This window comes from Mycobacterium sp. NGS18, assembly GCF_059813185.1.
On sequence record NZ_JCALEC010000017.1, the window covers coordinates 24773 to 48400 of the forward strand.

The 23628-nt window shown below is 68.0% G+C and carries 21 protein-coding genes and 1 pseudogene; 11 read left to right on the plus strand and 11 right to left on the minus strand.

Annotated features, from left to right (window positions below):
- The first annotated feature begins 31 nt into the window (after positions 1 to 31).
- Positions 32 to 1300, plus strand: coding sequence for a phytanoyl-CoA dioxygenase family protein (locus AC5Y31_RS20725; protein ID WP_499982658.1), 1269 nt, complete (start codon positions 32 to 34; stop codon positions 1298 to 1300).
- Between the two features lie 60 nt (positions 1301 to 1360).
- On the opposite strand, the gene AC5Y31_RS20730 is transcribed toward AC5Y31_RS20725, so the two are convergent.
- The gene (locus AC5Y31_RS20730; protein WP_064854470.1) at positions 1361 to 1636 is read right to left on the minus strand and encodes a hypothetical protein; all 276 of its coding nucleotides are present in this window, start codon (positions 1634 to 1636) and stop codon (positions 1361 to 1363) included.
- A gap of 158 nt (positions 1637 to 1794) precedes the next feature.
- Here AC5Y31_RS20730 and AC5Y31_RS20735 point away from each other — a divergent pair, with 158 nt between their 5' ends.
- Positions 1795 to 3459, plus strand: coding sequence for an FAD-binding protein (locus tag AC5Y31_RS20735; RefSeq protein ID WP_499982689.1), 1665 nt, complete (start codon positions 1795 to 1797; stop codon positions 3457 to 3459).
- 264 nt (positions 3460 to 3723) lie between these two features.
- A complete protein-coding gene (locus AC5Y31_RS20740) occupies positions 3724 to 4593 on the plus strand; it encodes an alpha/beta fold hydrolase (RefSeq protein ID WP_064854471.1) in 870 nt (289 codons plus the stop codon).
- A gap of 7 nt (positions 4594 to 4600) precedes the next feature.
- Here the strand turns inward: AC5Y31_RS20740 and AC5Y31_RS20745 are convergent, their stop codons facing one another.
- Together AC5Y31_RS20745 and AC5Y31_RS20750 are read right to left on the minus strand one after the other, a co-directional pair.
- Positions 4601 to 5386 (minus strand): site-2 protease family protein, encoded by a 786-nt coding sequence (locus tag AC5Y31_RS20745; RefSeq protein WP_499982662.1) that lies wholly within the window; start codon positions 5384 to 5386, stop codon positions 4601 to 4603.
- Positions 5387 to 5395: 9 nt separating this feature from the next.
- Entirely contained in the window at positions 5396 to 6079 is a 684-nt protein-coding gene (locus tag AC5Y31_RS20750) for a peptidase M50 (RefSeq protein WP_499982663.1), read from the minus strand.
- A gap of 75 nt (positions 6080 to 6154) precedes the next feature.
- Between AC5Y31_RS20750 and AC5Y31_RS20755 the strand changes: the two genes are divergently transcribed.
- Both AC5Y31_RS20755 and AC5Y31_RS20760 read left to right on the plus strand, forming a co-directional pair.
- A complete protein-coding gene (locus AC5Y31_RS20755) occupies positions 6155 to 7468 on the plus strand; it encodes an adenylosuccinate synthase (RefSeq protein ID WP_499982665.1) in 1314 nt (437 codons plus the stop codon).
- Positions 7465 to 8103, plus strand: coding sequence for a PaaI family thioesterase (locus AC5Y31_RS20760; protein WP_499982669.1), 639 nt, complete (start codon positions 7465 to 7467; stop codon positions 8101 to 8103). The genes AC5Y31_RS20755 and AC5Y31_RS20760 overlap by 4 nt, the downstream gene beginning before the upstream one ends.
- Before the next feature lie 46 nt (positions 8104 to 8149).
- On the opposite strand, the gene AC5Y31_RS20765 is transcribed toward AC5Y31_RS20760, so the two are convergent.
- Positions 8150 to 8512: a DoxX family protein gene (locus AC5Y31_RS20765; protein WP_499982671.1), complete on the minus strand. Its 363-nt coding sequence runs from the start codon at positions 8510 to 8512 to the stop codon at positions 8150 to 8152.
- Between the two features lie 109 nt (positions 8513 to 8621).
- Positions 8622 to 10220 carry a Na+/H+ antiporter gene (locus tag AC5Y31_RS20770; protein WP_301631915.1) on the minus strand — a complete coding sequence of 533 codons (1599 nt, stop codon included), beginning with the start codon at positions 10218 to 10220 and terminating at the stop codon, positions 8622 to 8624.
- An 80-nt stretch (positions 10221 to 10300) separates the two neighbouring features.
- On the opposite strand from AC5Y31_RS20770, the gene purT reads away from it, so the two are divergent.
- From purT to AC5Y31_RS20785, 3 genes are read left to right on the plus strand one after another with little or no spacing between them, the layout of a single operon-like run.
- Positions 10301 to 11566 (plus strand): formate-dependent phosphoribosylglycinamide formyltransferase, encoded by a 1266-nt coding sequence (purT, locus tag AC5Y31_RS20775; RefSeq protein ID WP_065024322.1) that lies wholly within the window; start codon positions 10301 to 10303, stop codon positions 11564 to 11566.
- A 43-nt stretch (positions 11567 to 11609) separates the two neighbouring features.
- Positions 11610 to 12014 carry a rhodanese-like domain-containing protein gene (locus AC5Y31_RS20780; RefSeq protein WP_065024321.1) on the plus strand — a complete coding sequence of 135 codons (405 nt, stop codon included), beginning with the start codon at positions 11610 to 11612 and terminating at the stop codon, positions 12012 to 12014.
- Complete coding sequence (locus AC5Y31_RS20785) at positions 11999 to 13228, plus strand: O-succinylhomoserine sulfhydrylase (protein WP_499982692.1); 1230 nt, start codon at positions 11999 to 12001, stop codon at positions 13226 to 13228. Before AC5Y31_RS20780 ends, AC5Y31_RS20785 begins: the two co-directional genes overlap by 16 nt.
- Positions 13229 to 13247: 19 nt before the next feature.
- On the opposite strand, the gene AC5Y31_RS20790 is transcribed toward AC5Y31_RS20785, so the two are convergent.
- Both AC5Y31_RS20790 and AC5Y31_RS20795 read right to left on the minus strand, forming a co-directional pair.
- Complete coding sequence (locus AC5Y31_RS20790) at positions 13248 to 14102, minus strand: SDR family oxidoreductase (RefSeq protein WP_499982674.1); 855 nt, start codon at positions 14100 to 14102, stop codon at positions 13248 to 13250.
- A 38-nt stretch (positions 14103 to 14140) separates the two neighbouring features.
- On the minus strand, positions 14141 to 14902 hold the full coding sequence (locus AC5Y31_RS20795; RefSeq protein ID WP_065024318.1) for an isocitrate lyase/PEP mutase family protein: 762 nt from the start codon (positions 14900 to 14902) through the stop codon (positions 14141 to 14143).
- 340 nt (positions 14903 to 15242) lie between these two features.
- On the opposite strand from AC5Y31_RS20795, the gene AC5Y31_RS20800 reads away from it, so the two are divergent.
- Entirely contained in the window at positions 15243 to 16709 is a 1467-nt protein-coding gene (locus AC5Y31_RS20800) for a PGRS repeat-containing protein (protein ID WP_499982675.1), read from the plus strand.
- Positions 16710 to 16755: 46 nt separating this feature from the next.
- Here the strand turns inward: AC5Y31_RS20800 and AC5Y31_RS20805 are convergent.
- The 3 genes and pseudogenes from AC5Y31_RS20805 to AC5Y31_RS20815 all read right to left on the minus strand — a co-directional run bounded on the left by AC5Y31_RS20805 (position 16756) and on the right by AC5Y31_RS20815 (position 20665).
- Positions 16756 to 17895: pseudogene (locus AC5Y31_RS20805) on the minus strand (acyl-CoA dehydrogenase family protein).
- Entirely contained in the window at positions 17895 to 19079 is a 1185-nt protein-coding gene (locus AC5Y31_RS20810; protein ID WP_499982677.1) for an acyl-CoA dehydrogenase family protein, read from the minus strand. The pseudogene AC5Y31_RS20805 and the gene AC5Y31_RS20810 overlap by 1 nt, the downstream one beginning before the upstream one ends.
- Positions 19080 to 19126: 47 nt before the next feature.
- Entirely contained in the window at positions 19127 to 20665 is a 1539-nt protein-coding gene (locus AC5Y31_RS20815) for an acyl-CoA synthetase (protein WP_499982678.1), read from the minus strand.
- Between the two features lie 377 nt (positions 20666 to 21042).
- On the opposite strand from AC5Y31_RS20815, the gene AC5Y31_RS20820 reads away from it, so the two are divergent.
- Both AC5Y31_RS20820 and AC5Y31_RS20825 read left to right on the plus strand, forming a co-directional pair.
- The gene (locus AC5Y31_RS20820; protein ID WP_499982679.1) at positions 21043 to 21558 is read left to right on the plus strand and encodes a hypothetical protein; all 516 of its coding nucleotides are present in this window, start codon (positions 21043 to 21045) and stop codon (positions 21556 to 21558) included.
- 16 nt (positions 21559 to 21574) lie between these two features.
- Positions 21575 to 22690, plus strand: coding sequence for an alkaline phosphatase family protein (locus AC5Y31_RS20825; RefSeq protein ID WP_499982681.1), 1116 nt, complete (start codon positions 21575 to 21577; stop codon positions 22688 to 22690).
- A gap of 457 nt (positions 22691 to 23147) precedes the next feature.
- On the opposite strand, the gene AC5Y31_RS20830 is transcribed toward AC5Y31_RS20825, so the two are convergent.
- Positions 23148 to 23628 (minus strand): transposase (locus tag AC5Y31_RS20830; protein ID WP_499982683.1); only part of this gene is annotated, 481 nt, incomplete at its 5' end.

Below are 23628 nucleotides of genomic sequence, written 5' to 3' on the forward strand. Positions count from 1 at the left end.
ACCACGAATAGTCGGAAAAAGGAGCAAGGTGATGACAGAACAAATGAGCCGCAATACGAGCGTCGGCAGCCTGGAGGCATGGGGGCTGCAACGGTGGGACTTCGACGAGTTCCACCGCACCGAGCTGCCTCGACGGCTACGCGAAGGTGTCAACGAGCAGGTCGCGTGGGATGTGGCGAACGCGGCGCCGCTCGCCATTGCGCTGCCCGACGGTCGCGCGTACACCTACGTGTGTGAGGACGGGTCGGTCCGAGTGGATGCCGGTGTTTCCGACGCCGCAGTCGGTATCGTGGAACTCCAGGAGCGCGCCTGGCAGGACTACGTCCACGAGTTCCGCAACCCGCCGTCGCTGGTGCTGGCCGACAGCGTGCGCTTCGTTCGCGGCGGCTACGACGACTGGGACACCTGGGCACCGGCCATTAGGTGCATGTACTCCGGGCGCCCCATCTACGACCCGGCGATGGCCTTCACCGATCGCCACGGGGACCCGCTCGATCTGCGGCAGTCCTTCACCCTCGATGATGACCATGAAGACCTGTCGCACTTCCTGCGCACCGCGGGCTACGTGGTCGTTCGTGGCGCCATGGCCCATCGCCGCGACGAGATCGCCGACGAGGTGGACCGACTCACGGCCGCCGCGAAAGAGGGCGAGATGTTCTCGTGGTGGGTTGACAACAAGGCGACCGGAAAACGCTTTCCCTATCGGCTGCTGTTCATGTCGGAGTATTCCGCGCTGATTCGCTCGCTCATCGAGGACGACCCGACCGTCGCTTCCCTTGTCGCGCTGGCCAAACGGGACCTGGTGCCGTTGCACGACCGGGGGCAGGGTCCACTGACCGTGCTCAAGCCGTTCGGCGTCGGAGCCGACCTCGGCGGCAGCATCGCGGCGAACCTCGGCTGGCACCGGGACTGCGATCTCGGCGGATGCACCATCATGTGCCCGTCGATCAACATCGGAATCCATCTCGACAGTGCCGGGCCCACCGGATCGCAGCTCTGGGCGCTGGCCGGCTCCAACGGCAAGGTCACGCACAGCCCCGGCAAGATCACGGTGGACGAGCCCAATGCCATCCCGATGGACACAAAGCCCGGTGACGTCACCATCCACTACTCGTGCACCACACATGCCGGCCCGCCACCAGTAGGTGAGGGTACTCGCCGCACCGTCTACCTGCCCTTCTACGGGCCCGACACGCTGCGACTGCTCGGCCGGTTCGAAGCCTTCGAGCAGGTGCTGCCCGGCTACGGCACCGGAGATCAACCCAGCTTCTTCGACGTCGCCGATCAGGCGGTCGTCTAAGGATTTTCGGAGCTGTGTGCTCGGGGCCGGCCCGGTAAAACTGGGCCGGCCCCGCCAAGCTCAGGCGCCGAGGAGATCGGCGGAATTGAATAGTGAGCCGAGGTCGGCCCACGCCGTGGCCAGGCTCAGATCGGTCAACTGTGACATGTGCTCCCACTCCCAGGTGGCCAGCGAACCCAGTTCGGTCGGGAATCCGCCGTTGGCGGTCATGACCGACGTTGCCAGGTCGTCGCGGGCGTTGAGGATGCCCGAGATGATGCTGGTGTTCGGGTCAAACAGCGCGTCGTTGAGGATCGAGCCGAACTGCTGACTGCCGGTGGAGCTTGCGGGCCGCATCGACGCTCTTCGTGTGCGTGCGCTTACCGGACGTAAGAGGCACCCGTAACCCGTTCCTGGGCCGTTCTTCCCGCTGGGCGGGACCAATCACTCCAACCGAGAAATCGCTGTGATTGTGTGGGCCAATCCAATTGGCGAGTGACGAGAAAGAGGCGCAGATGCTGCCTAGCGTAGAGCCCACAGAGCGCCTGGTTGACTTCGTCGTCGTAGGAAGCGGCTGCGGTGGTCTGACTGCTGCGCTGACCGCCAATGCTTGCGGGCTCGACACCTTGATCATCGAAAAGGCCGGCGTGTACGGCGGTAGTACCGCGCTGTCCGGCGGCAATATCTGGATCCCCAACAACCCGACCCTCATACGGGCCGGGTTGGCGGACAGTCGGGCTGACGTGCGCCGTTATCTGGACGCCATCGTCGAATACCGGGTGCCGTCAGGCAATCTCGATGCATTTATCGACTACGGCCCCGAAACGATGGACTTCCTCGAGCGGGCCAGCCCGCGTCTGCGGTTTCAGTGGTGTGCCGGTTATTCCGACTACCACCCCGAAGCGCCGGGTGGGCGTGCCCGGGGACGCAGCATCGAGCCGCTCCCGTTCGACCTGAAGAAGCTGGGTGCAGACGAGGCGTTGCTGCGACCGGCAACGCTGGCCACACCGGCGGGGCTGTATGTGACCTCGGAGGAATTCGCCCGCCTCAACATGGTGATGCGAACCTGGGCGGGCCGGCGCGCTGCGCTGCGCACGGGGTGGCGTGCAATCAAGGCGCGCCTGCTACGTCGTCACATGGCAACACTCGGGCAGGCGCTGATCGGTCGTCTGCGATTGGCTGTCAAAGAGGCTGACATTCCGTTGTGGCTCAACACGCCGCTGCAGTCGCTGATCACCGATGGGGCGGGGAAGGTCCTCGGGGTGCGCGTCGTGCATGAGGGCTCGGTGATCGCTGTACGCGCCCGCAAGGGGGTGCTCTTGGCCAGCGGAGGGTTCGAGCACAACGCGGAGATGCGGAAACACTATCTTCGCGAAGGTGGCACAGACGATTACAGCGCGGGCTCGGTCGACAACACCGGTGACGGAATCGTCGCGGGCCAGGCGGTGGGCGGGGCGACCGACCTGATGAATGATGCCTGGTGGATGCCGTCCTTTCAACGGCCCGACGGCATCATGGTCGTCCTGGTGTCCGAACGGTCCATCCCTCGCTCGATTATCGTCGACCAGGACGGCAAGCGGTTCGCCAATGAAGCTGCGCCGTATGTGACATTCGTGCACCGTCAGCTTGCCGAGCGACATGATCCGATCTGGTTCGTATTCGACACGAAAGCCAAGAGCCGCTATCAGATTGGCGGCGTGTTACCCGGACAGAAATTCCCCGCCGACTGGCTGGCACCCGGGTTCATCCACCGTGCCGCCACCGTCGAGGAGTTGGCCACCGCGATCGGGGTCCCGCCGGCGACATTGCGCGACACCGTGGAACGGTTCAACGGCTTCGCGCGGACCGGAAAGGACGCCGATTTCGGTCGCGGGGAAAGCTCCTACGACAACTACTATGGTGATCCGACCCTGCCGCAGCCCACCCTGGATGCCATCGACCGGGGGCCCTACTACGCGATGCGACTGCGGGCCGGCGATCTGGGAACCAAAGGCGGACTGGCGTATAACGCCGACGCGCAGGTGTGTCGCCCTGATGGCACCCTCGTCGAGGGCCTCTATGTCACCGGCAACGCGTCGGCATCGGTGATGGGAAATGATTACGCCGGAGCAGGCGCGACGATCGGGCCCGCAATGGTGTTCGGCTATATCGCGGCCCGGCATGCCGCCGGAGTTCACTGAGGCGAGAAGGCATGCAAGAACTGCGCTGCGACAGATGCGGCACGCCGGTGCTGGTCGAAAAGTACAGTCCGACGCACACCAGTGTGCAATGGCTGACCGATGCGAAGTCTGCCTGCGCCGAGTTCGCCCGGAGAGCCGCCGCCGGCGAGTGCAGTAGATGGACAGCGACCTGCCCGGCGTTGCGCGACTCGATCGATCGAGCAGTCGATGCCGGGGTAATACCAGTGGACAGTCAGCGTTGCGAGCCGAACGAAGGGGGCTGAAATGAGTCACCGAGAGACGCTGCGGGAGCTTCGCACCGAGCGGGGCGTGCTGCGTTATCACGAAGCTGGTGCCGGCCCACCGCTTTTGCTGCTGCACGGTTCGGGTCCTGGGGTGAGCGGGTGGCAGAACTTCCGGGGCGTACTGGATACCTTCAGTCAACACTTCCGCTGCCTGGTGCTCGAATTTCCCGGTTTCGGTGTCAGCGACGACTTCGGCGGTCACCCGATGCATACCGCATCCGACGCGGTGGGTGCCCTGGTGGACGGATTGAGTCTGGATCGCGTCGACATCGTGGGGAACTCGATGGGTGGGGGCGTGGCAATCAACTATGCGATTGCACAACCCCAGCGGGTACAGCGGTTGGTGACGATCGGCGGTATCGGCCGCAGCATCTTGAGTCCCGGTCCCTCAGAAGGCATCCGACTGCTGCAGGAGTTCACCGAAAGTCCCACTCGCGAGGGGCTGATCCGCTGGCTGCACTCGATGGTCTACGACCCGGCGATGGTGACCGAGCAACTCATCGAAGAACGCTGGCGGCTTGCCACCGCCCCGGAGGCGCTCGCCGGGGCGCGACGGATGTACAGCAGGGCAGCCTTTGCCGCGATGATCCAGGCGATGGAGTCCGCACAAGGGCCCCAACCGTGGGCGGCGATGCATCAGGTCACGGCCCCGACACTGATCACCTGGGGCCGCGATGATCGGGTCAGCCCATTGGACATGGCGTTGATCCCGATGCGCACCATTCCCCGTGCCGAGCTTCATGTGTTCCCCAACTGCGGGCATTGGGCCATGATCGAGGCTAAAGAAGCGTTCGAGGCCGTGGTCCTGGCCTTCCTGCTGCGTAAGGAGGCCCACCCGCCGTCCTCTTGAGCCGGCCTCAGAGCCAGGCGTTCCAGAACTGGGTCAGCGACATCCCCCACGACACCAGCATTCGCGGTACGCCGAAAAGGTCGACGAACCACAGCACCAACCCGAAGAACTTCTGGTTCAGGATCGGCGACGAGATCAGCAGCACCAGCAGCACCAACAGGCCCCATTGTTTGAACGGCGCCACAGCGCGGCGGGTTGCCGGGCTCAGGTGCGGCTCCAACGCGCCGTAGCCGTCCAGCCCCGGCACCGGCAGCAAGTTCAACACCAGTGCGGTGACCTGCAGGAAACCCAGGAACGCCACCCCGGACCAGAACACCGGATGCGCCGGGTCGTAGAACATCCGGGCGGCGCCCAGCAGCAGTAGCGCCAGCACCAAGTTGGCCAGCGGCCCCGCCAGGCTGACCAGCGTCCGGCGCCGGGGCGTCATGAAGGAGGTCTGCACGAACACCGCCCCGCCTGGCAGGCCGATGCCGCCCAACGCGATGAACAGCATCGGCAGCACCAACGACAACCCCGGATGGGTGTAGCGCAGCGGGTTGAGGGTCAGGTAGCCGCGCATCTGGGCGTCGCGGTCGCCGAACCGCCATGCGGTATAGGCGTGGCCGAACTCGTGCAGGCACAGCGACACGAGCCAGCCGGCGATCACGAACACGAACACGCCGGCGTAGGCCAGTGGCCCGATGTCGGCGGCCGCCCGCCAGGCCAGCACCCCGCCGAGCACGGTCACCGCCACCAGGGCCAGGAAGATCGGGCTGGGCCGCACGGCCTGGCCGCGTAGCGGATGGACGTTCACCGCACGAACTTATCCGACCAGCAACCAGTCCTCGATGTGTCGATAGAAGGTGGAGCGCTTCACCGTCCGGGCGCCGTAGAGCCCGTCGCGTACCACCAGCGCGCCGGCGGTGCCCAGCTGTGCCGCCCGGCCCGACACCCAACGGCGCACCCGGCCGCGCCGTGACGGGATGCCGGCCCGCAGCCCCGGCGCGGTGGGTATCGGTTCGATCAGCACCTCGGCCACCTCTCCGTCGAACAGCGCGGCGTCGTCGACGATGCCCTCCCCGCGCAGCACCTCGGCGCCGTCCACCGGCAACCACCGGCCGACACCCACCAGGGCGGTTCCGGCGTCGTCGCGGATCAGCGGCACTGCGCGCGCGGTGCCGCGCCGCGCCTGCCTCGCCCCCCACCAGCCGGCCGACAGTCGGTAGGCCCTGGTGGCGGGGGTTCGCCGCAGCGAAACGTAGCCGACCTCGACGTCCAGTCGCTCGGTGCGCAGCAGCCGGGTCAGCACCCTGGCCAGGTCCGGGTCGCCACCGACGACCACCAACCGGCTGTGCCGGCCGATCGCCCAGTCGATGGTCTCGGCGCCCGCAGCGGCGTCGTCGATGGGCACCGTAGCCAGCCCACGCAACGGGCGCGGCAGCGCCCGCCCGGCAAACACCAGGACAGCGGTTTCGGGGTTGGTCGTGCCGTTAATGGCGTACAACATGCTCCTTGTGAATCACTTCAGATAGGCTCAGACCCCGGCTGGACCACAGTAAGCCAAGACAGTTAGCGAGAATCCATGCCGGCAATCGTCGTCATCGGCGCCCAATGGGGTGACGAGGGCAAAGGAAAAGCCACCGACCTACTCGGCGAACGAGTGCAGTGGGTGGTGCGCTACCAGGGCGGCAACAATGCCGGCCACACCGTGGTGCTGCCCACCGGGGAGAACTTCGCGTTGCACCTGATCCCGTCGGGGGTGCTGACGCCGCACGTCACCAACATCATCGGCAACGGTGTGGTGGTCGATCCCGGGGTGCTGCTCGACGAGCTGGCCGGGCTGGAGAACCGCGGCGTGGACACCTCCCGGCTGTTGATTTCCGCCGACGCGCACCTGCTGATGCCCTACCACGTCGCCATCGACAAGGTGACCGAGCGCTACATGGGCAGCAAGAAGATCGGCACCACCGGCCGCGGCATCGGGCCCTGCTACCAGGACAAGATCGCCCGGATCGGCATCCGGGTCGCCGACGTGCTCGACAAGGAGTCGCTGGCCCAGAAGATCGAGGCCGCCCTGGAGTTCAAGAACCAGGTGCTGGTCAAGATCTACAACCGCAAGGCGCTGGAGCCCGAACAGGTACTCGAGGATCTGCTGGCGCAGGCCGAGGGCTTCAAACACCGCATCGCAGATACCGCCCTGCTGTTGGGCGCCGCGCTGGACCGCGGCGAGAACGTGTTGCTGGAGGGCTCGCAGGGCACCCTGCTCGACGTCGACCACGGCACCTACCCGTACGTGACGTCGTCCAACCCGACCGCGGGCGGGGCGGCTGTGGGCTCCGGTGTCGGGCCCACCCGCATCACCACGGTGCTGGGCATCCTCAAGGCCTACACCACCCGGGTCGGCTCGGGTCCGTTCCCCACCGAGCTGTTCGACGCCAACGGTGCGTATCTGTCCAAGGCCGGCGGCGAGGTCGGGGTGACCACCGGGCGCCAGCGGCGGTGCGGCTGGTTCGACGCGGTGATCGCCCGCTACGCCACCCGGGTCAACGGGATCACCGACTACTTCCTGACCAAGCTGGACGTGTTGTCTTCCCTGGAGACCGTGCCGGTCTGCGTCGGCTACACCGTCGACGGCAAGCGCACCGACGAGTTGCCGATGACCCAGGACGAATTCGCCCGTGCCGAACCGGTTTACGAAGAACTGCCGGGCTGGTGGGAGGACATCTCCAACGCCCGCACCTTCGAGGAGCTGCCCCCCAACGCGCGCGACTACGTGTCGCGGCTGGAAGATATCGCCGGAGCCCAGGTTTCGTGCATCGGGGTCGGCCCCGGCCGGGAGCAGACCATTGTGCGCCGCGATGTTGTGCAAGATGTCGTCGTGCGGGATCACGCGTGAGCGAGGGTCAGCCCGAGAAACACGATCCCGACTACGCCAGTCACGGCGGGTTCCCGGACTTCGCCGTCGTCGATCCCAGCCCGGGCTTGGTGCGGTTCGTCACCACCATGCGGCGCCTGCAGGACCTGGCGGTGTCCACCGCACCCGACGACGCCACCTGGGACGACGCCGCCGACCGCGCCGAGGCGCTGGTGACGCTGCTGGAGAAGTACCCGGCGTCGCAGGCTGTGGCCCCGGCAGGCCGGGCGCCGTCGATGCCGGGCATGGGCAGCCTGCTGCTGCCGCCATGGCGGATCACCCGGTTCGAGCCCGACGGTGTCTCGATGAAGGGCCACTTCAGCCGGTTCCACGTGGGCGGCAACTCCGCGGTGCACGGCGGAGTGCTGCCGCTGCTGTTCGACTGGATGTTCGGGATGGTGGTGCACGCCGCGAACCGCCCGATCAGCCGGACCGCGTTCCTGCACGTCGACTACCGCAAGGTCACCCCGATCGACGCCCCACTGCTGGTGCACGGTCGGATCGACAAGGCCGAGGGACGCAAGGCATTCATCACCGCCGAGCTCACCGACACCGACGGCACCGTGCTCGCCGAAGCGCAGGGGCTGATGGTGCGACTGCTGCCGGGGCAGCCCTAGCGTCGATCGCAAGCGCGGCGGAGCCGGGCGCTGCGGGTCGACGCCATCAGACTGAGCCTGAGCGCGGGCCTTTGACGGTCATCGTCGCGAACAGCGCCAGAAACGACGCGGCGGGGATGGTGTTGACGACCGCGTCGCGGACCCGGATGTGCGCGCCCACCGCCAGGACGAAGTACACGGTCAAGGCCGCGGTGGTGACGCGGGCCAGCACCGGGAAGCGGTGCACCGACAGCAGACCGACCGCCGAGGCCACCTTGACGATCGGCAGCACCTTGCGGACCTCGGGTGAACAGCCCAGCTGGTCAAGCGCCGTGGCGATGTAGGGCACCGGGATGGCGCAGGCCACCGCGTCGGCGACTTGGAAGGCCGCCAGCCCCGTGTAGGTCTTCGGCGATGTCAGCGCGCTCATGGATCCGACTGTAGCCGCGGGCGCCGTAGACCGCGAGCAGACGTGAAAGCCCCCTCTGGAACCCGGTTTTGGGGGCTTTCATGTCTGCTCGCGGAAGGAGAAGGGGGAACTAGTCCAGATTCAGTGTCGCCTCTTCGAGATCCAGCCCGTGCAGGAGACTGCGCAGCACTTGGTCGTCGATGCGGCCGAGGTCGCGTTCGGCGACCAGCGCCGCACGCTCGGCGGCCAGCATCTCCAGCCGCAGCCGGCGAAAGGCCGCGGCGGCGGTCTCGTCGCTGTCGTCGTTATCCGGGTCCAAGCGGCGCAGCCGTTCCCGGGCCGCGTTACGCCGACGCGTGTTCCAGGTACGCAAGGCGTCGGCGGCGCGCTCGCTGGCCGGCGACGGCTCGCTGGAGGCGAGCACCTCGTCGAGCCGGTTGGCGGCAGCGAGGGCCGCTTTGTCCTGTGCGGCCGCCGCGGCGATCGCATCGTTGCGGTCCTGATCGGTGCGAACATCCAGCCGCCGGATCAGCCACGGCAGCGTCATCCCGTGCAGCAGCAGCGTGCCGACGACCACCACGAAAGTCAGAAACACCAGCTGCGGGCGGCCCGGGAACGGTTCCCCGGCCAGCGTCGTCATCGGAACACCGAAGGCAGCCGCCAGCGACACCACGCCGCGCATCCCGGCCCAGGCCAGGATGAACACCTGCCCGGGCGTGGGGGCGGCCTCGCGTTGCCGGATCCCGGCCGAGAGCCTCCGCGGCAGGTAGGAGAACGTCAGCACCCACACCCCGCGCACCGCCAGCACCGTCGCGAACACCAGCAGCGACGCGACGGTCAGAGTGGAAAAGCGTACGCCCTGCATGTTCTTCACCACGGTCGGCAGTTGCAGGCCGATCAGCAGAAACGCCAACGACTCCAACACCAGCTGCACCGCGCGCCAGACCGCCTGGTCCTGCAGCCGGGTGGCGTAGTGGGCCCGGGTGAAGCGCTGTCCGAGGATCAAGGCGGCGACCACCACCGCGAGCACCCCCGAGCCGTGCACCTCCTCGGCGACCAGGTAGATGACGAACGGGGCAACCAGCCCGACAGCGCTCTCCACCAGGGGGTCGGTCAATTTGGACCGGATGACCACGATGAGTGCCCCGAAGGCCATCCCGACCGCCACGCCGCCGACGGCGGACAGCACGAATGTCGCCAGACCGGTGCCCCAGCCGGTCGCGGCGCCGATCGCCGCGGCCAGCGCCATCTTGTAGACGGTCAGCGCGGTGGCGTCGTTGAGCAGGCTTTCCCCGCCGAGCAGCGTCATGATCCGGCGTGGCAGCCCGACCCGGCGGCCGACCGCGGTCGCCGACACCGCATCCGGCGGCGCCACGATCGCGCCCAAGGTCAGCGCGGCCGCCACGGTGAACTCTGGCACGGTGTAGTAGGCGACCACGCCGACGGCGACGGTGGTGGCCAGCGGCAGGCCGACCGCCAGCAGCATGATCGAGCGCCGGTTGCGGCGCATGTTGATGTAGGAGCTCTCCAGCCCCGCCGACCACAGCAGCGGCGGCAGGATCACGAACAGCACCAGGTCGGGCCGCAGCGCGATGTCGGGCACCGCCGGGATCAGTCCGACCAGCAGGCCGGCGATCACCAAGACCAGCGGCGCGGACAACTTGTGGTGCCGGGCGATGGCCGCCACCAGCACTGCGGCCACCAGCGAGCCCAACAGTGCGGGGTTCACCGTCGTTCGCACCTCCGTCCGCGTTCACCTTTATCCTTGAGCACCATGCAACATTGCCTTGGCGCGGGAGGGTAGGGCGGTTGAACGGGGAGTCCGAGGAAGGGCGGGAGGTCGCGACCGAGCGGTTGTCCGCCGACGGTCCCAGTCGGACCAGGGTGGCACTGCTCGGCTCCGGGGAGCTCAGCCGGGAGCTCGTGACGGCGCTGCAGCGCCTGGGCGCCGAGGTGATCGCTATCGACCGCTACGCCGACGCCGCGTTGCACGGGATCGCCGACCGCTCGGTGGTGGTGGATCTGAGCGACAACGACGAGCTGGCCGCGGCGATCCGGTGGTTGCAGCCGAAAGTCGTGGTGGTCGCCTCCGACGTGGTGGCTACAGAGGCGCTGACCGCCGTCGTCGACACCGGTTTCACCGAACTGGTGCCCGGCCTGCGCGGTGCCCGGCTGGCCGGCGACCCGGAGGGTTTGCGGCGGCTGGCCGCCGACGAGCTCGGATTGCCGACCGCGCCGTTCTGGTTCGCCGGTTCGGTCGAGGAACTGCAGGCGGTGGCCAAGCACGCCGGATTCCCGATGGTGGTCAAACCGGTGGCAGGGGCGCTGGGCGAGGGCCGCTCGGTAATGGTGCGCGAGAGCGACATCGAACCGGCCTGGCAACGCGCGATTTCAGCCGCCGGTCCGGGCGCACCGGCCCGGGTGCTGGCCGAGACCGTGGTCGAGTTCGACAGCGAGGTCACCTTGCTGGCCGTGCATCGCGACGGCGCGGACGGTCCGGCGTTGGATTTCTGCGCGCCGATCGGGCACCGCACCGAAGAGAACCCGAACGGGCAACTGACAGTGGAGCTGTGGCAGCCCTACCCGATGAGCAAGGTGGCGCTGGATGCGGCCAAATCGGTTGCTGCGCGCATCGCGCGGGCACTCGGCGGTCGCGGCCTGTTCGAGGTGCAGTTGCTGGTGCACGGCGACGAGGTGTACTTCACCGGCGTCAACGTGCGGCCCTACGATGCCGCGCTGTTGACGTTGCGCACCCAGCGGCTCTCCGGTTTCGAATTGCAGGCACGCGCGATCCTCGGGCTGGCGATCGACGCCATCATGGTCTCGCCCGGCGCCGCCCGGTTGATCTACTCGCGGCGGGTGCCGGGCGGGGCGGCCACCGAGGCCACCGCCGACAGCGTGGCCGTGGTCGCCGATGCGCTCAGTGTGACCGAAAGTGATGTGGTGGTGTTCGGACACCACGAGGGTCACCCGCGCCGGCGGCTGGGATTGGCGCTGGCGACCGGTCCGGACGTGGCAGTCGCCCGCGACCGGGCCGAGCAGGTCGCGGCCGTTCTCGGCAAGCTGTGGCCGTGACCCGCCGTGGCGTGAACCCGCCGCGGGTGCGAGACTTCCGCAGGTGAGCTACGCAGGAGACATCACCCCCGAGCAGGCCTGGGCGATACTGCGCGACGATCCGACGGCGACGCTCATCGACGTGCGCACCGACGCCGAATGGCGCTTCGTGGGACTGCCGGACTTATCCGGTCTGGACCGCGCGGTGGTCTGCATCGAGTGGGTCCACTCCGACGGCAGCCCCAATGTGAATTTCGCGGATGAACTGGCCGCCCGGGTGCCGGCCGGGCCGGCGGTGTTCCTGTGCCGCTCGGGAAACCGCTCCATTCCGGCCGCCGCGACCGCCACCGCAGCCGGCATCACGCCGTCCTACAACGTGCTGGACGGGTTCGAAGGCCAACTCGACGAGCACGGGCACCGCGGCGCCGGCGGTTGGCGTGCAGTCGGATTGCCCTGGCAGCAGTCGTGAGCGAGCGCTCGGTCCGCGTTCCCAAACCGCTGCCCGACGGAGTAAGCCAAGCCACCCTGGGAGTGCGCGGCGGCTTACTGCGCTCGCAGTTCGACGAGACCGCCGAGGCCCTGTTCCTCAGTTCGGGTTATGTCTATGAGTCGGCGGCCGCCGCGGAGCAGGCGTTCACCGGGGAGGTCGACCGGTTCGTCTACTCGCGCTACGGCAATCCGACCGTGTCGATGTTCGAGGAGCGGCTGCGACTGATCGAGGGCGCCCCGGCGGCGTTCGCCACCGCCAGCGGCATGGCGGCGGTGTTCGTCTCGCTCGGGGCGTTGCTGGGTGCCGGTGACCGGTTGGTGGCCGCGCGCAGCTTGTTCGGGTCGTGCTTCGTGGTCTGCAACGAGATCCTGCCCCGCTGGGGGGTCGAGACGGTGTTCGTCGACGGCGACGACCTGCAGCAGTGGGAGCAGGCGCTGTCGGTACCCACTCAAGCGGTGTTCTTCGAGACGCCGTCGAACCCGATGCAGTCACTAGTCGACATCGCCGCGGTCACCGAGCTGGCCCATGCCGCCGGCGCGAAAGTGGTGCTGGACAACGTATTCGCCACTCCGCTGCTGCAGCAAGGCTTTCCGCTCGGGGTGGACGTGGTGGTGTACTCGGGCACCAAGCACCTCGACGGCCAGGGCCGGGTGCTCGGTGGGGCGATCCTGGGCGACCAGGACTACATCGACGGCCCGGTCCAGACGCTGATGCGGCACACCGGCCCGGCACTGAGCGCCTTCAACGCCTGGCTGTTGCTGAAAGGCCTTGAAACACTGGCTGTTCGGGTCGACTACGCCAATGCCGCGGCGCTGCGGATCGCGGAGTTCCTCGAGCAGCATCTCGCGGTGCGCTGGGTGCGCTATCCGTTTCTGGCGTCGCATCCGCAGCACGACCTGGCGCGCAAGCAGATGTCCGGTGGCGGAACCGTCATCACTTTCGAGCTCGACGCCCCGGCGAGCACCGCCAAGCAGCGGGCGTTCGAGTTGCTGGACAAGCTGAGCTTGATCGACATCTCCAACAACCTCGGCGACGCCAAGTCGCTGATCACCCACCCGGCGACCACCACCCACCGGGCGATGGGGCCGGAGGGGCGCGCCGCGATCGGTCTGGGCGACGGGGTGGTGCGGATCTCGGTCGGGCTGGAAGGCACCGACGACCTGATCGCCGACCTGGATCAGGCGCTGAGATAGTCCACCGAGCGACCCCGGATCACTCGTTCTCGATGACCCCGGTGGCGTGCTGGGCGCGGTCTTCGTAGGCCTTGCGGGCCGCGGTGTCCAATTGCAGGAACACCGTGTCGTTGTGCGTCTTCTTGTTGAGCCAACGGCGCGCCCGATCGGGCAGCAGGGTCGCCAGGATCGCGGTGCGACGCCCGAAACTCGGCACCGACACCAGCGTCTTCGGCTTGTCGAGCACCTTGACCACCGCGGCAGCGATGTCCTCGGGCTGCACCGGCTTCTGTGCCGCCGACGGCGTCGTGCCCGAGATCAGTTCGGTGTTGGTGAACGTCGGCAGCACCGCGCTGATCGCCACACCCTGCGGCGCGAACTCGTCGGCCATCGCGGTGCTCAGACCGACGACCGCGAATTTGGTTCCGGCGTAGAGCACTTGGCCTGGAACGGCAACGATCCCGGCCATCGAGGCGATGTTGATGATGTGGCCGGCGCGGCGTCTGACCATCTCGGGCAGCACCAGCTGGCAGCCGTTGAGCACGCCGTAGAAGTTGACCTCGGTCGCCGAGCGGATGGTTTCCTGGCTCTGGCCGAGGAACGGCCCGACCGGCATCACCCCGGCATTGTTGATCAGCACATCGATGTGGCCGTCTCCGTCGGTGCGGGCCTTGTCCAGGAACGTCGAGAAGGACTCACGGTCGGTGACGTCGAGGGGGTAGCCGCTGACCGGGTTTCCGGGGCCGAGCTGCTGTACCGCCTTGTCGAGCACACTCACGTCGCGGTCGCCGATGACGACCCGGGCGCCGCGAGCGAGCAGGGCGGCGGCCGTCGCGAGCCCGATCCCGCGGGCGGCACCTGTGATGGCAATGGTCTTGCCACGAATGTTGTCCACGCGACGAACTTAACAGGTGTCAAGTTCGTGGGAAAGCCTCAGGACCAGCGGGCGAGGATCTCCCCGGCGTGCTTGCCCAGCGCGGCCTGCAACAGCGGCCCGAAGCTGACCCGGCCGATCCCGAGCTCGCCGAACGAGGCCGGGTCGTCCTGGTCGGGGGCGGCCAGCGCGTTGACCGGCTTGGGCAGCCCGGCGGCCAGGGCGCGCAGTGTCTCCGCATCGTGGCGCCCGACCGGGTAGAGCACGTCCGCGCCGGCTTCGGCGCACTCGGTCAGCCGCGCGATGGCGCGGTCGATGCGGTCCGCGTCGTCGCCGTCCTTGCGCAGGAACAAATCGGTGCGGGCGTTGATCACCAGGTGCGTGCCCGCGGCGTCGGCGGCTGCGCGCAGTGCGCCCACGAACTCGGCATGCTCCGACGCCGAGCGCAGCCGCTTGTCTTCGCTGTGCACCGAGTCCTCGATGTTGCAGCCGACCACGCCGGCCGCCAGCAGGCCTTCGACCAGCCGCTCGGCGGATTCGGCATAGCCCGACTCGATGTCGAGGGAGACCGGCACGTCGACGGCCTCGGTGATCTGGCGGACCCGGCCCAGCACCTCGGCGAACGACATCCCTTCGCCGTCGCTCAGGCCCATCGATTCGGCCACCGGCTTGCTGCCGATCGTCAGCGCCGCGAATCCGGCACCTACTGCCAGCTTGGCTGACCACACATCCCACACGGTCGGCAGGATCACCGGATTGCCCGGCTGGTGCATTGCCAGGAATGCCGCCGCCCGCTGCCCAAGAACCTCGTGACTCGTCATTTTTACAACTCTTCCATGTGGTATTTGCCGGCCGCTCAGCGGGGCCGGGCTTGTGGCGAATGGTCGAGGAATGCGGACGAACTGTCTCCATCTCCCCTCGGTCGGCTTCGCGAGCGGGTAAGGACTGCAACGGTCTTCGACTGAAGTCCGAAAACATAGAGCGAACTGCGTTGGGATTCTTGGGTTATCGCGGGTTTTGCCGGCATCGGCGGTGGGTATAGCCCCGCTGAATTCCGGGTGGGGGATGAGACGGCCCTGTGATTCACCATAAGGCTTGCAGTGCCGTAGGCCGTTTATGAAAGCAACCGACTTTGATTCGCACGTAAGGGAAGTGGCACAGATGACCGGTCAATGGATTACTCGGAGTCTGGGCGCGGGGGCGGCAGCGGCTGCGTTCATGGCGTTCGCCGTCTCGCCGATGGGCGCGGCGCCCAAAGCTCAGGCCGACGAGCTGGACTGGCTTCTGGACCTGTTCAGCCCCACCGACTGGGCGGCTCCGGCCGCGGACGCCAGCGCGACCACCTTCAGTTGGGATGCGCTGTTCGACCCGTCGAGCGCGGGAGCGGCTGACGGCAGCGAGGGTGACTGGTTCGGCGGCCTGCTTGGGAGCCTGTTCGGCGACTTGTCGGTCGACGCGAACACCTACGCCATGATCCACACCTGGGAGCAGGATTGGATCACCAGCGACTTCGGTCAGTTCGTCGACAACTCGATCAATACGCTTTCTGGCCAGTTCCTGATCGGCAACGGTGCCGACGGTATGGACGGCGGCACGCTGGCCGACGCGGCCGGCGGCAACGGCGGGCTGTGGTTCGGTGACGGCGGCGCCGGTGGCACCGACGCCGACGGCGTGGGCGGCGTCGGCGGTGACGCCGGCTTGATCGGTAACGGCGGCATGGGCGGTGAAGGAGCCGACGGCGGCGCCGGCGGTATGGGCGGCACCGGCGGGACGCTGATGGGCGTCGGCGGTGCCGGTGGCGCCGGCGGTACCGGTGTGGACGGCGGCGTCGGCGGCATCGGCGGCGACGGTGGCGCCGGGTTGGGCACGATCTTCGGTGCGGGCGGTGTCGGCGGGACCGGCGGCGCCGGATATGAGGGCGTCGCGAATGGCCAAGGCGGCGACGTGACCGCCGGGAACGGCGGGGCCGGCGGCAACGGCGGCCAGGGCTCGACCATCGGTGGTAACGGCGGGGTCGGTGGCGCCGGTGGCGAGGCCACCTCCAACGGGTCGGATGGCACCGCGTTCGGCGGGGACGGCGGTGACGGGGGTGACGGCGGTGTCGGCGGTCAGGTGATGGGCGACGGCGGGGCCGGCGGCGCGGCCACGGCCAACGGCTCGGGTGGCAACACCGTCGGCGGCGACGGCGGCGACGGCGGTGACGGTGCCGGTGTGGCCACGCCGGCGACGCCGGGGCCGGTCGGCGGTGACGGCGGCGCCGGTGGGGCCGGCGGCGACGCGCTCTCGCACGGCATGGGTGGCACCGCCACCGGTGGTGACGCCGGTGACGGCGGCAACGGTGGTCAGGGTGGTGCCGGCAACGACGGTGGGGCCGGCGGCAACGGCGGCAATGGCGGCAGCGCCCGGGCCACCGGCTCGGACGGTCTTGCGACCGGTGGTGACGGCGGCGACGGCGGCAACGGCGGACCCGGTGGCGTGGGCGCCGCCGGCGGTCCGGGTGGCGAGCCCGGTGCGCCCGGGTCGCCCGTCGTCAACGGCAACGGCAGCACCGGCACGCCCGGCGCACCCGGTCAGGCCGGTCAGCCCGGTGCGGACGGCCCGCCCGCCGGTTCCGGCAGCGGTACCTGATCACGCGACTGAACGCACGACGGCGCCGCCGGTGACGCCGCCGTCGTCAGAGCCCCAGATCCTTGGCGATGATCGTCTTCATGATCTCGTTGGTGCCGCCGTAGATGCTCTGAATGCGGGCGTCGACGAAGGCCCGCGACACCGGGTACTCGCGCATGTAGCCGTAACCGCCATAGAGCTGCAGGCAGCGGTGCGCGGTGCGGAACTGCACGTCGGTGCTCCACCACTTGAGCTTGGCGGCCCGCGCCGCGGTCAGCTTGCCGTCCAAGTGCGCTGCGATGCAGTCGTCGAGAAAGGTTCGGGCGACGTCCAATTCGGTGGCCACCTCGGCCAGGACGAACTAAGTGTTCTGGAATCCGGCGATCTCTGTGCCGAAGGCGCGGCGTTGCTTGACGTACTCCAGGGTCTCGGCCAGCACCCCTTCGGCGGCGGCGATGGCACCGACTCCCAGCGAGAGCCGTTCCTGGGGCAGGTTGCGCACCAGCTGGTAAAAGCCTTGCCCCTCTTCGCCGAGCAGGTTGTCGATCGGCACCCGCATGTCGGTGAACGCCAGCTCGGAGGTGTCCTGGGCGTGCAAGCCGATCTTGGCCAGGTTGCGGCCCCGGTGAAACCCGGGTGTGTCGGGCTCGACCACCAGCAGCGACAGGCCCTTGTATCGGTCTGCGCTGGTGCGGACCGCGACCACGAACAGATTGCCGGTCTGCCCGTTGGAGATGAAGGTCTTGGCGCCGTTGACCACATAGTGCTCGCCGTCGCGGTGTGCGGTGGTGGCGATGCCGGCCAAGTCGCTGCCGGTGCCGGGCTCGGTCATCGCGATGCCGAGCACCGTCTCGCCGGTCACTACGCCGGGCAGCCAACGCTTCTTCTGCTCCGCGTTGGTCAGATCGGTCAGATACGGCAGTACGACGTCGTTCTGCAACGAGAACGCGATCGCCTCGGCGGCGGCCCCGGCCCGCTGCAGCTCGTCGACGACGATCGCGTGGTAGCGGAAGTCGTTGACACCCGGTCCGCCGAGCTCCTCCGGGACCGGAAATCCGAGCAGGCCCAGCCGGCCGGCCTCGACGAATATCGAACGATCCCAGCTGCCATCACGTTCGGCGTCCTCATGGGTGGGCAGGACGGTGGTTCGCGCGAAATCCCTTACCAATTCCCGGAATTGGTGATGCTCGGAGTTGTAGCTCAGCATCAGCGGAAGGCGCCCAACCCGGTGAACGCCTGGCCCAGCACCAGCTGATGCATCTCCGGGGTGCCCTCATACGTCAGCACCGACTCCAGGTTGACCATGTGCCGGATCACCGGGTATTCCAGCGAGATCCCGTTGCCGCCCAAGATGGTTCGCGCGGTGCGGCAGATCTCCAGGGCGCTGCGGGTGTTGTTGAGCTTGCCGAAGCTGACCTGCTCGGGGCGCAGACCGATGCCGTCCTTGAGCCGGCCCAGGTGCAGTGAGAGCAACTGACCCTTATGCAGTTCGACGGCCATGTCGACGAGCTTGGCCTGGGTCAGCTGGAAACCGGCGATCGGCTTGCCGAACTGGGTGCGCGCCATGGCATAGTTGCGGGCCGATTGCCACGCCGAACGCGCGGCACCCATTGATCCCCAGATGATTCCGTAACGCGCCTCGGACAGGCTGGCCAGTGCGCCCTTGACGCCGAGGGCGTGCGGCAGCATCGCCTCGGCGGGAAGTCGCACGTCGTCGAGCACCAGTTCGCTGGTGATCGAGGCGCGCAGCGAAAGCTTGTGGTGGACGGTGTTGGCGGAGAACCCGGGCGTGTCGGTGGGCACGATGAAGCCGCGGATGCCGTCGTCGGTGGCGGCCCAGACCACCGCGACGTCGGCGATCGACCCGTTGGTGATCCACATCTTGCGGCCGTTGAGGATCCAGTCCGATCCGTCGCGTTTGGCCCGGGTGGTCATGGCGGCCGGATCGGAGCCGACGTCGGGCTCGGTCAGCCCGAAGCAGCCGATCACCTCCCCGGTGGCCATCCCCGGCAGCCACTGCTGCTTCTGCTCTTCGGAGCCGTTGTTGTAGATCGAGAACATCGCCAGCGAGCCCTGCACGCTCACCAGTGAGCGCAGGCCGGAATCGGCGGCCTCCAACTCCACGCAGGCCAAGCCGTAGTGCACCGCCGACGCCCCGCCGCACCCGTACCCGTGCAGGTGCATGCCCAGCAGCCCGAGCTTGCCGAATTCTTTCGCGAGCTCGCGGGCGGGTAGGTCGCCGATCTCGAACCATTCGGCGATGTGGGGCATGACGTGTTCGGCGCAGAACTTCGCGACGGTGTCCCGCAGCGCGATCTCGTCGTCGGACAACAGACTGTCCAGGCTCAACGGGTCGAGTGGGTCGAATTCCGGGGTATTACCGTGTGCCATCAGCTCATCCTGCCACCGTTGACGGCGCACAGCTTGCCCGGCCGAACTCAACCTTTCGGTTCGTCCGACATCGCCTCGCGCAGCTGATATTTCACGACCTTCCCGGACTGGGTGCGGGGCAGGGCGTCGACGAACTCCAGCCGGATCGGCAGCTTGAACGCCGCCAACTTGGCCCGGGCGAACTCGCGCAACTCGTCCAGCGTCAGGGTGGTACCCGCCTTCAGCGCTACCACCGCCGTCACCGCTTCGCCCCACTTGTCGTGCGGGGTGCCCAACACGGCGACTTCGGCGACGGCGGGATGCCCGTAGAGCACGTCTTCGACTTCGGCGGGGTAGACGTTCTCGCCACCGGAGATGACCATGTCCTTGACCCGGTCGATCACCCAGACGTAGCCCTCGTCGTCGGCCTGGCCGATATCGCCGGTGTGAAACCACCCCTCGGCGTCGATCACCGCGGCGGTGGCCTCGGGGTTACGCCAGTAACCGGCCATCACCTGCGGCCCGCGGACGCAGATCTCGCCGCGCGCACCGGCGGGCACCGGGTCGTTGTTGGCGTCGACCAATCGCACATCCGACAGCGGCAGTACCTGATTGCCGGCGGCGCCGATCTTCGCGCCGACCTCATCGGTGCGCAGCACCAACGCCAGCGGCGCGGTTTCGGTGAGCCCGTATCCCTGCGCGAACGGGATACCGCGCTGCCCGTAGCGCTGGATCAGCGACTCGGGTACCGGCGCGCCGCCGCACACGAAGTGGCGCACGCTGGACAGATCGGAGTCGGCGAATTCCGGGTGCTGACTCATGAACAAGAACATCGCCGGTACCCCGAACATGGTGGTCACCCGGTGCTCGGTGATGAGCCGGAGCGCTTCGCCCGGATCGAAGGCGGGCATCAGTACGATCTGGCCACCCTTCTGCAGGGTCAGCAGGGTGGTGACATTGAGTCCGCCGATGTGAAACAGCGGTGCGCAGACCAACGACACGTCGTGCTGGCAGGTGTCGAACGCCAAGAGGGCATTGAAGTTGTTCCAGAACAGGTTTGCGTGAGTGAGCATCGCCCCCTTGGGCCGCCCGGTGGTCCCCGAGGTGTACATGATCACCGCGACCTCGTCGGCGTCGGCGAAGACCGGGTCAGCCAGCGGGGCGCGCTGGGTGAGCAGGTCGTCGACCACCTCCCAACCGGGAACCGGCGCCAGGGCGATCGCGCGTTGTAAGCCGGCCTGGGCGCGCACCGGGTCGATCACCGCGGCGCGCTCGGCGTCGGCCACCAGCGTGTGCACTCCCGCGTTGCCCAGGATGTAGCAGAGTTCGTCGGCGGTGAGCCGCCAATTCAGCGGTACGAATGCCGCGCCGATTCGGGCGGCGGCGAACAGCGTGACCAGAAAGTCGGGGTGGTTGAGGCCGACATAGCCGACCCGGTCGCCGCGGCGTGTCCCGCCGGCGCCCAGTTCGGCCGCCAGCCGGTCGATACGATCCGCGAAATCCCGATACGTCCAGGTGTTTTCGCCGAAGGTGATCGCCGGCAGCTTCGGCGTTGCCGCCGCCCGCCGGGCGATCCAGGAGCCGAGGTCGATAGGAGCGGTGCTCACCCGGTGAACGCTAACGCCAGAGCCTTGCGTCGGGGCACGATTCGCCCCCTTTAACGCGCGGCCTGATTTTTTATGTCTTTCGACGCTGATCTTCTTTCACCGGATGTGGGCGGCGGGGCGCTTTTATGTGAGAAATGAAATTGCGCGCGGTGATTTTAACTGTGAACCATTGTGACGGAGGTCTCAATACCGATCGCCACCTGGGGAAATGCCGGATGGTGTGCCGGTGATGGCGGGACGGATGACGCTAGATGAACGGCCCTTGAACATTGTCATTCTTCCGACTTTTCGGCTCGCGTAATCGGACAGGAAGCGGCTAGGTTCATGATCGCCGAGCCGATCAATGCTCGGCGCAATCCAAGTGAAGGGTTTCGCAGATGAGCGGTCGCCGGCGGGGCGGTTCGGGAGCAGGGGTAGTCGCGGCGTTTCTGGCGCTGGGCTGCTGCCTGCTGGCCGCACCGACTGCGCACGCCGACTTCGACGACCTGCTCGACGGCATTTTCGGCGCAGCGACTGCCGGTGCCGACGTAGACCTGGGCGCGATCCCGGCCGACCCGGGTGACCTCGGCGATCTCGGCGGCGTCCTTCAGGATCCGCTGGCCCAGCTCGACCAGTTGTTCCACCAAGGGGCCGGCGACGACCCGACTCCCGACACCGCCGGCTCCGGTGCGTCCTCCGATGGCACCCCCGATACCCATACCGGTGCCGACGAAAACGAGGGCGGCAGTTCCCACAACAGCCTGCCCAGCATGCCCAAATTCAGCCTCCCCAGCAGCGGCTCGGGCGGCAGCGGTGGCGGCTCGGGCGGTGGCGGTGGTGGTGCGCCGCGGACCAAGTCCAACACCAGCGCCACTAACGCTGCACCGACGCCCCAGCCGGCGGCCCTGCCGTAGGTGGCAGTCTGAACCGGTGCCCGGTTCGATCTGCGACATCCTGCCGTCCGCGGCCGCAGCGCTCGGGGTTGTCGGCGCAACCGACTTGCTGGGTCTGCGAGAGCAGATCGGCGAGGTACGGCGGTTGGCGGTGGTGCTGGTCGACGGGCTGGGCTATCACCTGCTGCCGCAGTTGGCGGTCGACGCGCCGCTGCTGGCCGCGGTGCTGGCCGGCGCCACGGGGCAGCTGACCGAGCTGGACTGCACCTTCCCGTCGACCACGCCGACCAGCCTGGTCTCGCTGGGCACCGGCGCGTCGCCGGGGGAGCACGGTGTGCTGGGTTTCACCGTCAACGTGCCCGGAACCGCTTCCGTGCTGACCCACATCTTCTGGGCTGACGAGCCGTCGCCGGCGTCCTGGCAGCCGGTGCCGACCTGGTTCGAACGACTTCGCGACGCCCGGATCAGCGCCCGGGCGGTGCTGCCGGAGATGTTCATCGGCAGCGGCCTGACCGAGGCCGCCTACCGGGGCGCGGAGTTTCGCCCGGTCGCCAAGGGCGAGCACTACGCCGCGCGGGTCGCCGCGGAACTGGCGGCGGCACCCGGCCTGGTCTACGGCTACACCGCGGCGCTGGACCACGCGGCGCACGTCTCGGGCATCGGCTCAGGCCACTGGCACGCCGCGGCGGCCAAAGTCGATGCGCTGCTGCGACATCTGCTCGACCATCTGCCCGGCGATGCCGCGCTGGTGGTCACCGCCGACCACGGCGGGCTGAACGTGCCCGAGCGGGCGCGCATCGACCTGGATGCCGACCCGCGGCTGCGCTCCGGGATCCGGGTGGTGGCCGGCGAGCCGCGGGTGCGCTACCTGCACACCGAGCCCGGTGCGACGGCCGAGGTGCTGGCCACCTGGACTGAACTGCTCGCCGGCCGGGCCTTGGTCCAAACCCGCGAACAGGCCGTGGCCGCAGGCGTTTTCGGGCCGGTGCGCGAGCAGCACCTGGCCCGCATCGGTGACATCGTGGTGACCTGTAGCGGCGACACCGCGATCCTGGCGACCGAGCACGAACCGCCGCAGACCGCGCAGCTGGTGGGCTTCCACGGCGGGCCCACCCCGGCCGAGACCGCGATCCCGCTGATCACCCTGCGTTGACGAGCGGCCACCAGGCAGGTCACTCGCACTTTTGCCTGGTACGCGCAGAGTCATCCCTGAAGGGGTGGGGTCCGGTCAAGGGTTGGTGTGCTGCGGTTTGTTCGGTTTCGGAATATGTGCGGGCAGCGCTGAATGAGGGGCGGGGTCAAGACGCAGCGCCCGCAGCGTAGCGAGGACGAACGGTCTTGACGGCGGCCCGTTTCAGCGCAGAATCGGCGCGGAGCCGAAACGGCAATCCTGGTGTGGAGTTGTGGGTGGTGCGGCTCTCCAGTGTGATGCCGATCAAGGCTGGGCAAGGCCCGGGGTTGTTCCGGGCTGCCGGTCATCCCTTCGCCCAGGCTGGCTGGGCATGGAGCGCTGCGGCGTGCGGTATGCGGGGTCAATCAACGGCACGGCCATGCCCCGGTTGGGGAGGCCAGACTCTGCGGCGACCACGCGTATACCGCACCCGGATTACTCACGCTGCGTCCTTAGCCAACGCACGAATGTGTTCGTCACGCAGGCCGTAGTAGACCAGGGTGAGTAGCTTGCGGGCAGCAGCGACCTTGGCGATGTTGGTGCCACGTCGAGCGGCGATCCGATCTTTGTCAGCGGCGATCTTGGCCGTGGACTGGTGCCGTTGCACTGCCTCGATTGCTGCCCAGCGCACCAGCCTGGATCCCTGCTTGGTGATGTGCCCGCGATGCACCACGGTGTCGGACTCATAGTGCCGCGGTGTCAGCCCTGCCCAGGAACACAACTGTTGCGGGCGGGTGAAGCGGTGTACGTCGCCAATCTCGGCGACGAAGACGGCCGCCAAGATCGGTCCCACACCCGGCAGCTCTTGGATCGCGCGGTAACCGGCGTGGCGTTGCAGCTCTGTGGCGATTCGGTCAGACAACGCGGTCTGCTCGGCATCGAGGATGTCGATCAGACGCAGCAGTGAGGCCACCCGCTGG

Excerpts from the sequence above, each read along its gene's own strand:
- AC5Y31_RS20725 (WP_499982658.1), top strand. The coding sequence starts at position 32 with ATGACAGAACAAATGAGCCGCAATACGAGCGTCGGCAGCCTGGAGGCA.
- AC5Y31_RS20730 (WP_064854470.1), bottom strand. The coding sequence starts at position 1,636 with ATGCGGCCCGCAAGCTCCACCGGCAGTCAGCAGTTCGGCTCGATCCTC.
- AC5Y31_RS20735 (WP_499982689.1), top strand. The coding sequence starts at position 1,795 with ATGCTGCCTAGCGTAGAGCCCACAGAGCGCCTGGTTGACTTCGTCGTC.
- AC5Y31_RS20740 (WP_064854471.1), top strand. The coding sequence starts at position 3,724 with ATGAGTCACCGAGAGACGCTGCGGGAGCTTCGCACCGAGCGGGGCGTG.
- AC5Y31_RS20750 (WP_499982663.1), bottom strand. The coding sequence starts at position 6,079 with ATGTTGTACGCCATTAACGGCACGACCAACCCCGAAACCGCTGTCCTG.
- AC5Y31_RS20755 (WP_499982665.1), top strand. The coding sequence starts at position 6,155 with ATGCCGGCAATCGTCGTCATCGGCGCCCAATGGGGTGACGAGGGCAAA.
- AC5Y31_RS20765 (WP_499982671.1), bottom strand. The coding sequence starts at position 8,512 with ATGAGCGCGCTGACATCGCCGAAGACCTACACGGGGCTGGCGGCCTTC.
- AC5Y31_RS20795 (WP_065024318.1), bottom strand. The coding sequence starts at position 14,902 with ATGACGAGTCACGAGGTTCTTGGGCAGCGGGCGGCGGCATTCCTGGCA.
- AC5Y31_RS20800 (WP_499982675.1), top strand. The coding sequence starts at position 15,243 with ATGACCGGTCAATGGATTACTCGGAGTCTGGGCGCGGGGGCGGCAGCG.
- AC5Y31_RS20810 (WP_499982677.1), bottom strand. The coding sequence starts at position 19,079 with ATGGCACACGGTAATACCCCGGAATTCGACCCACTCGACCCGTTGAGC.
- AC5Y31_RS20820 (WP_499982679.1), top strand. The coding sequence starts at position 21,043 with ATGAGCGGTCGCCGGCGGGGCGGTTCGGGAGCAGGGGTAGTCGCGGCG.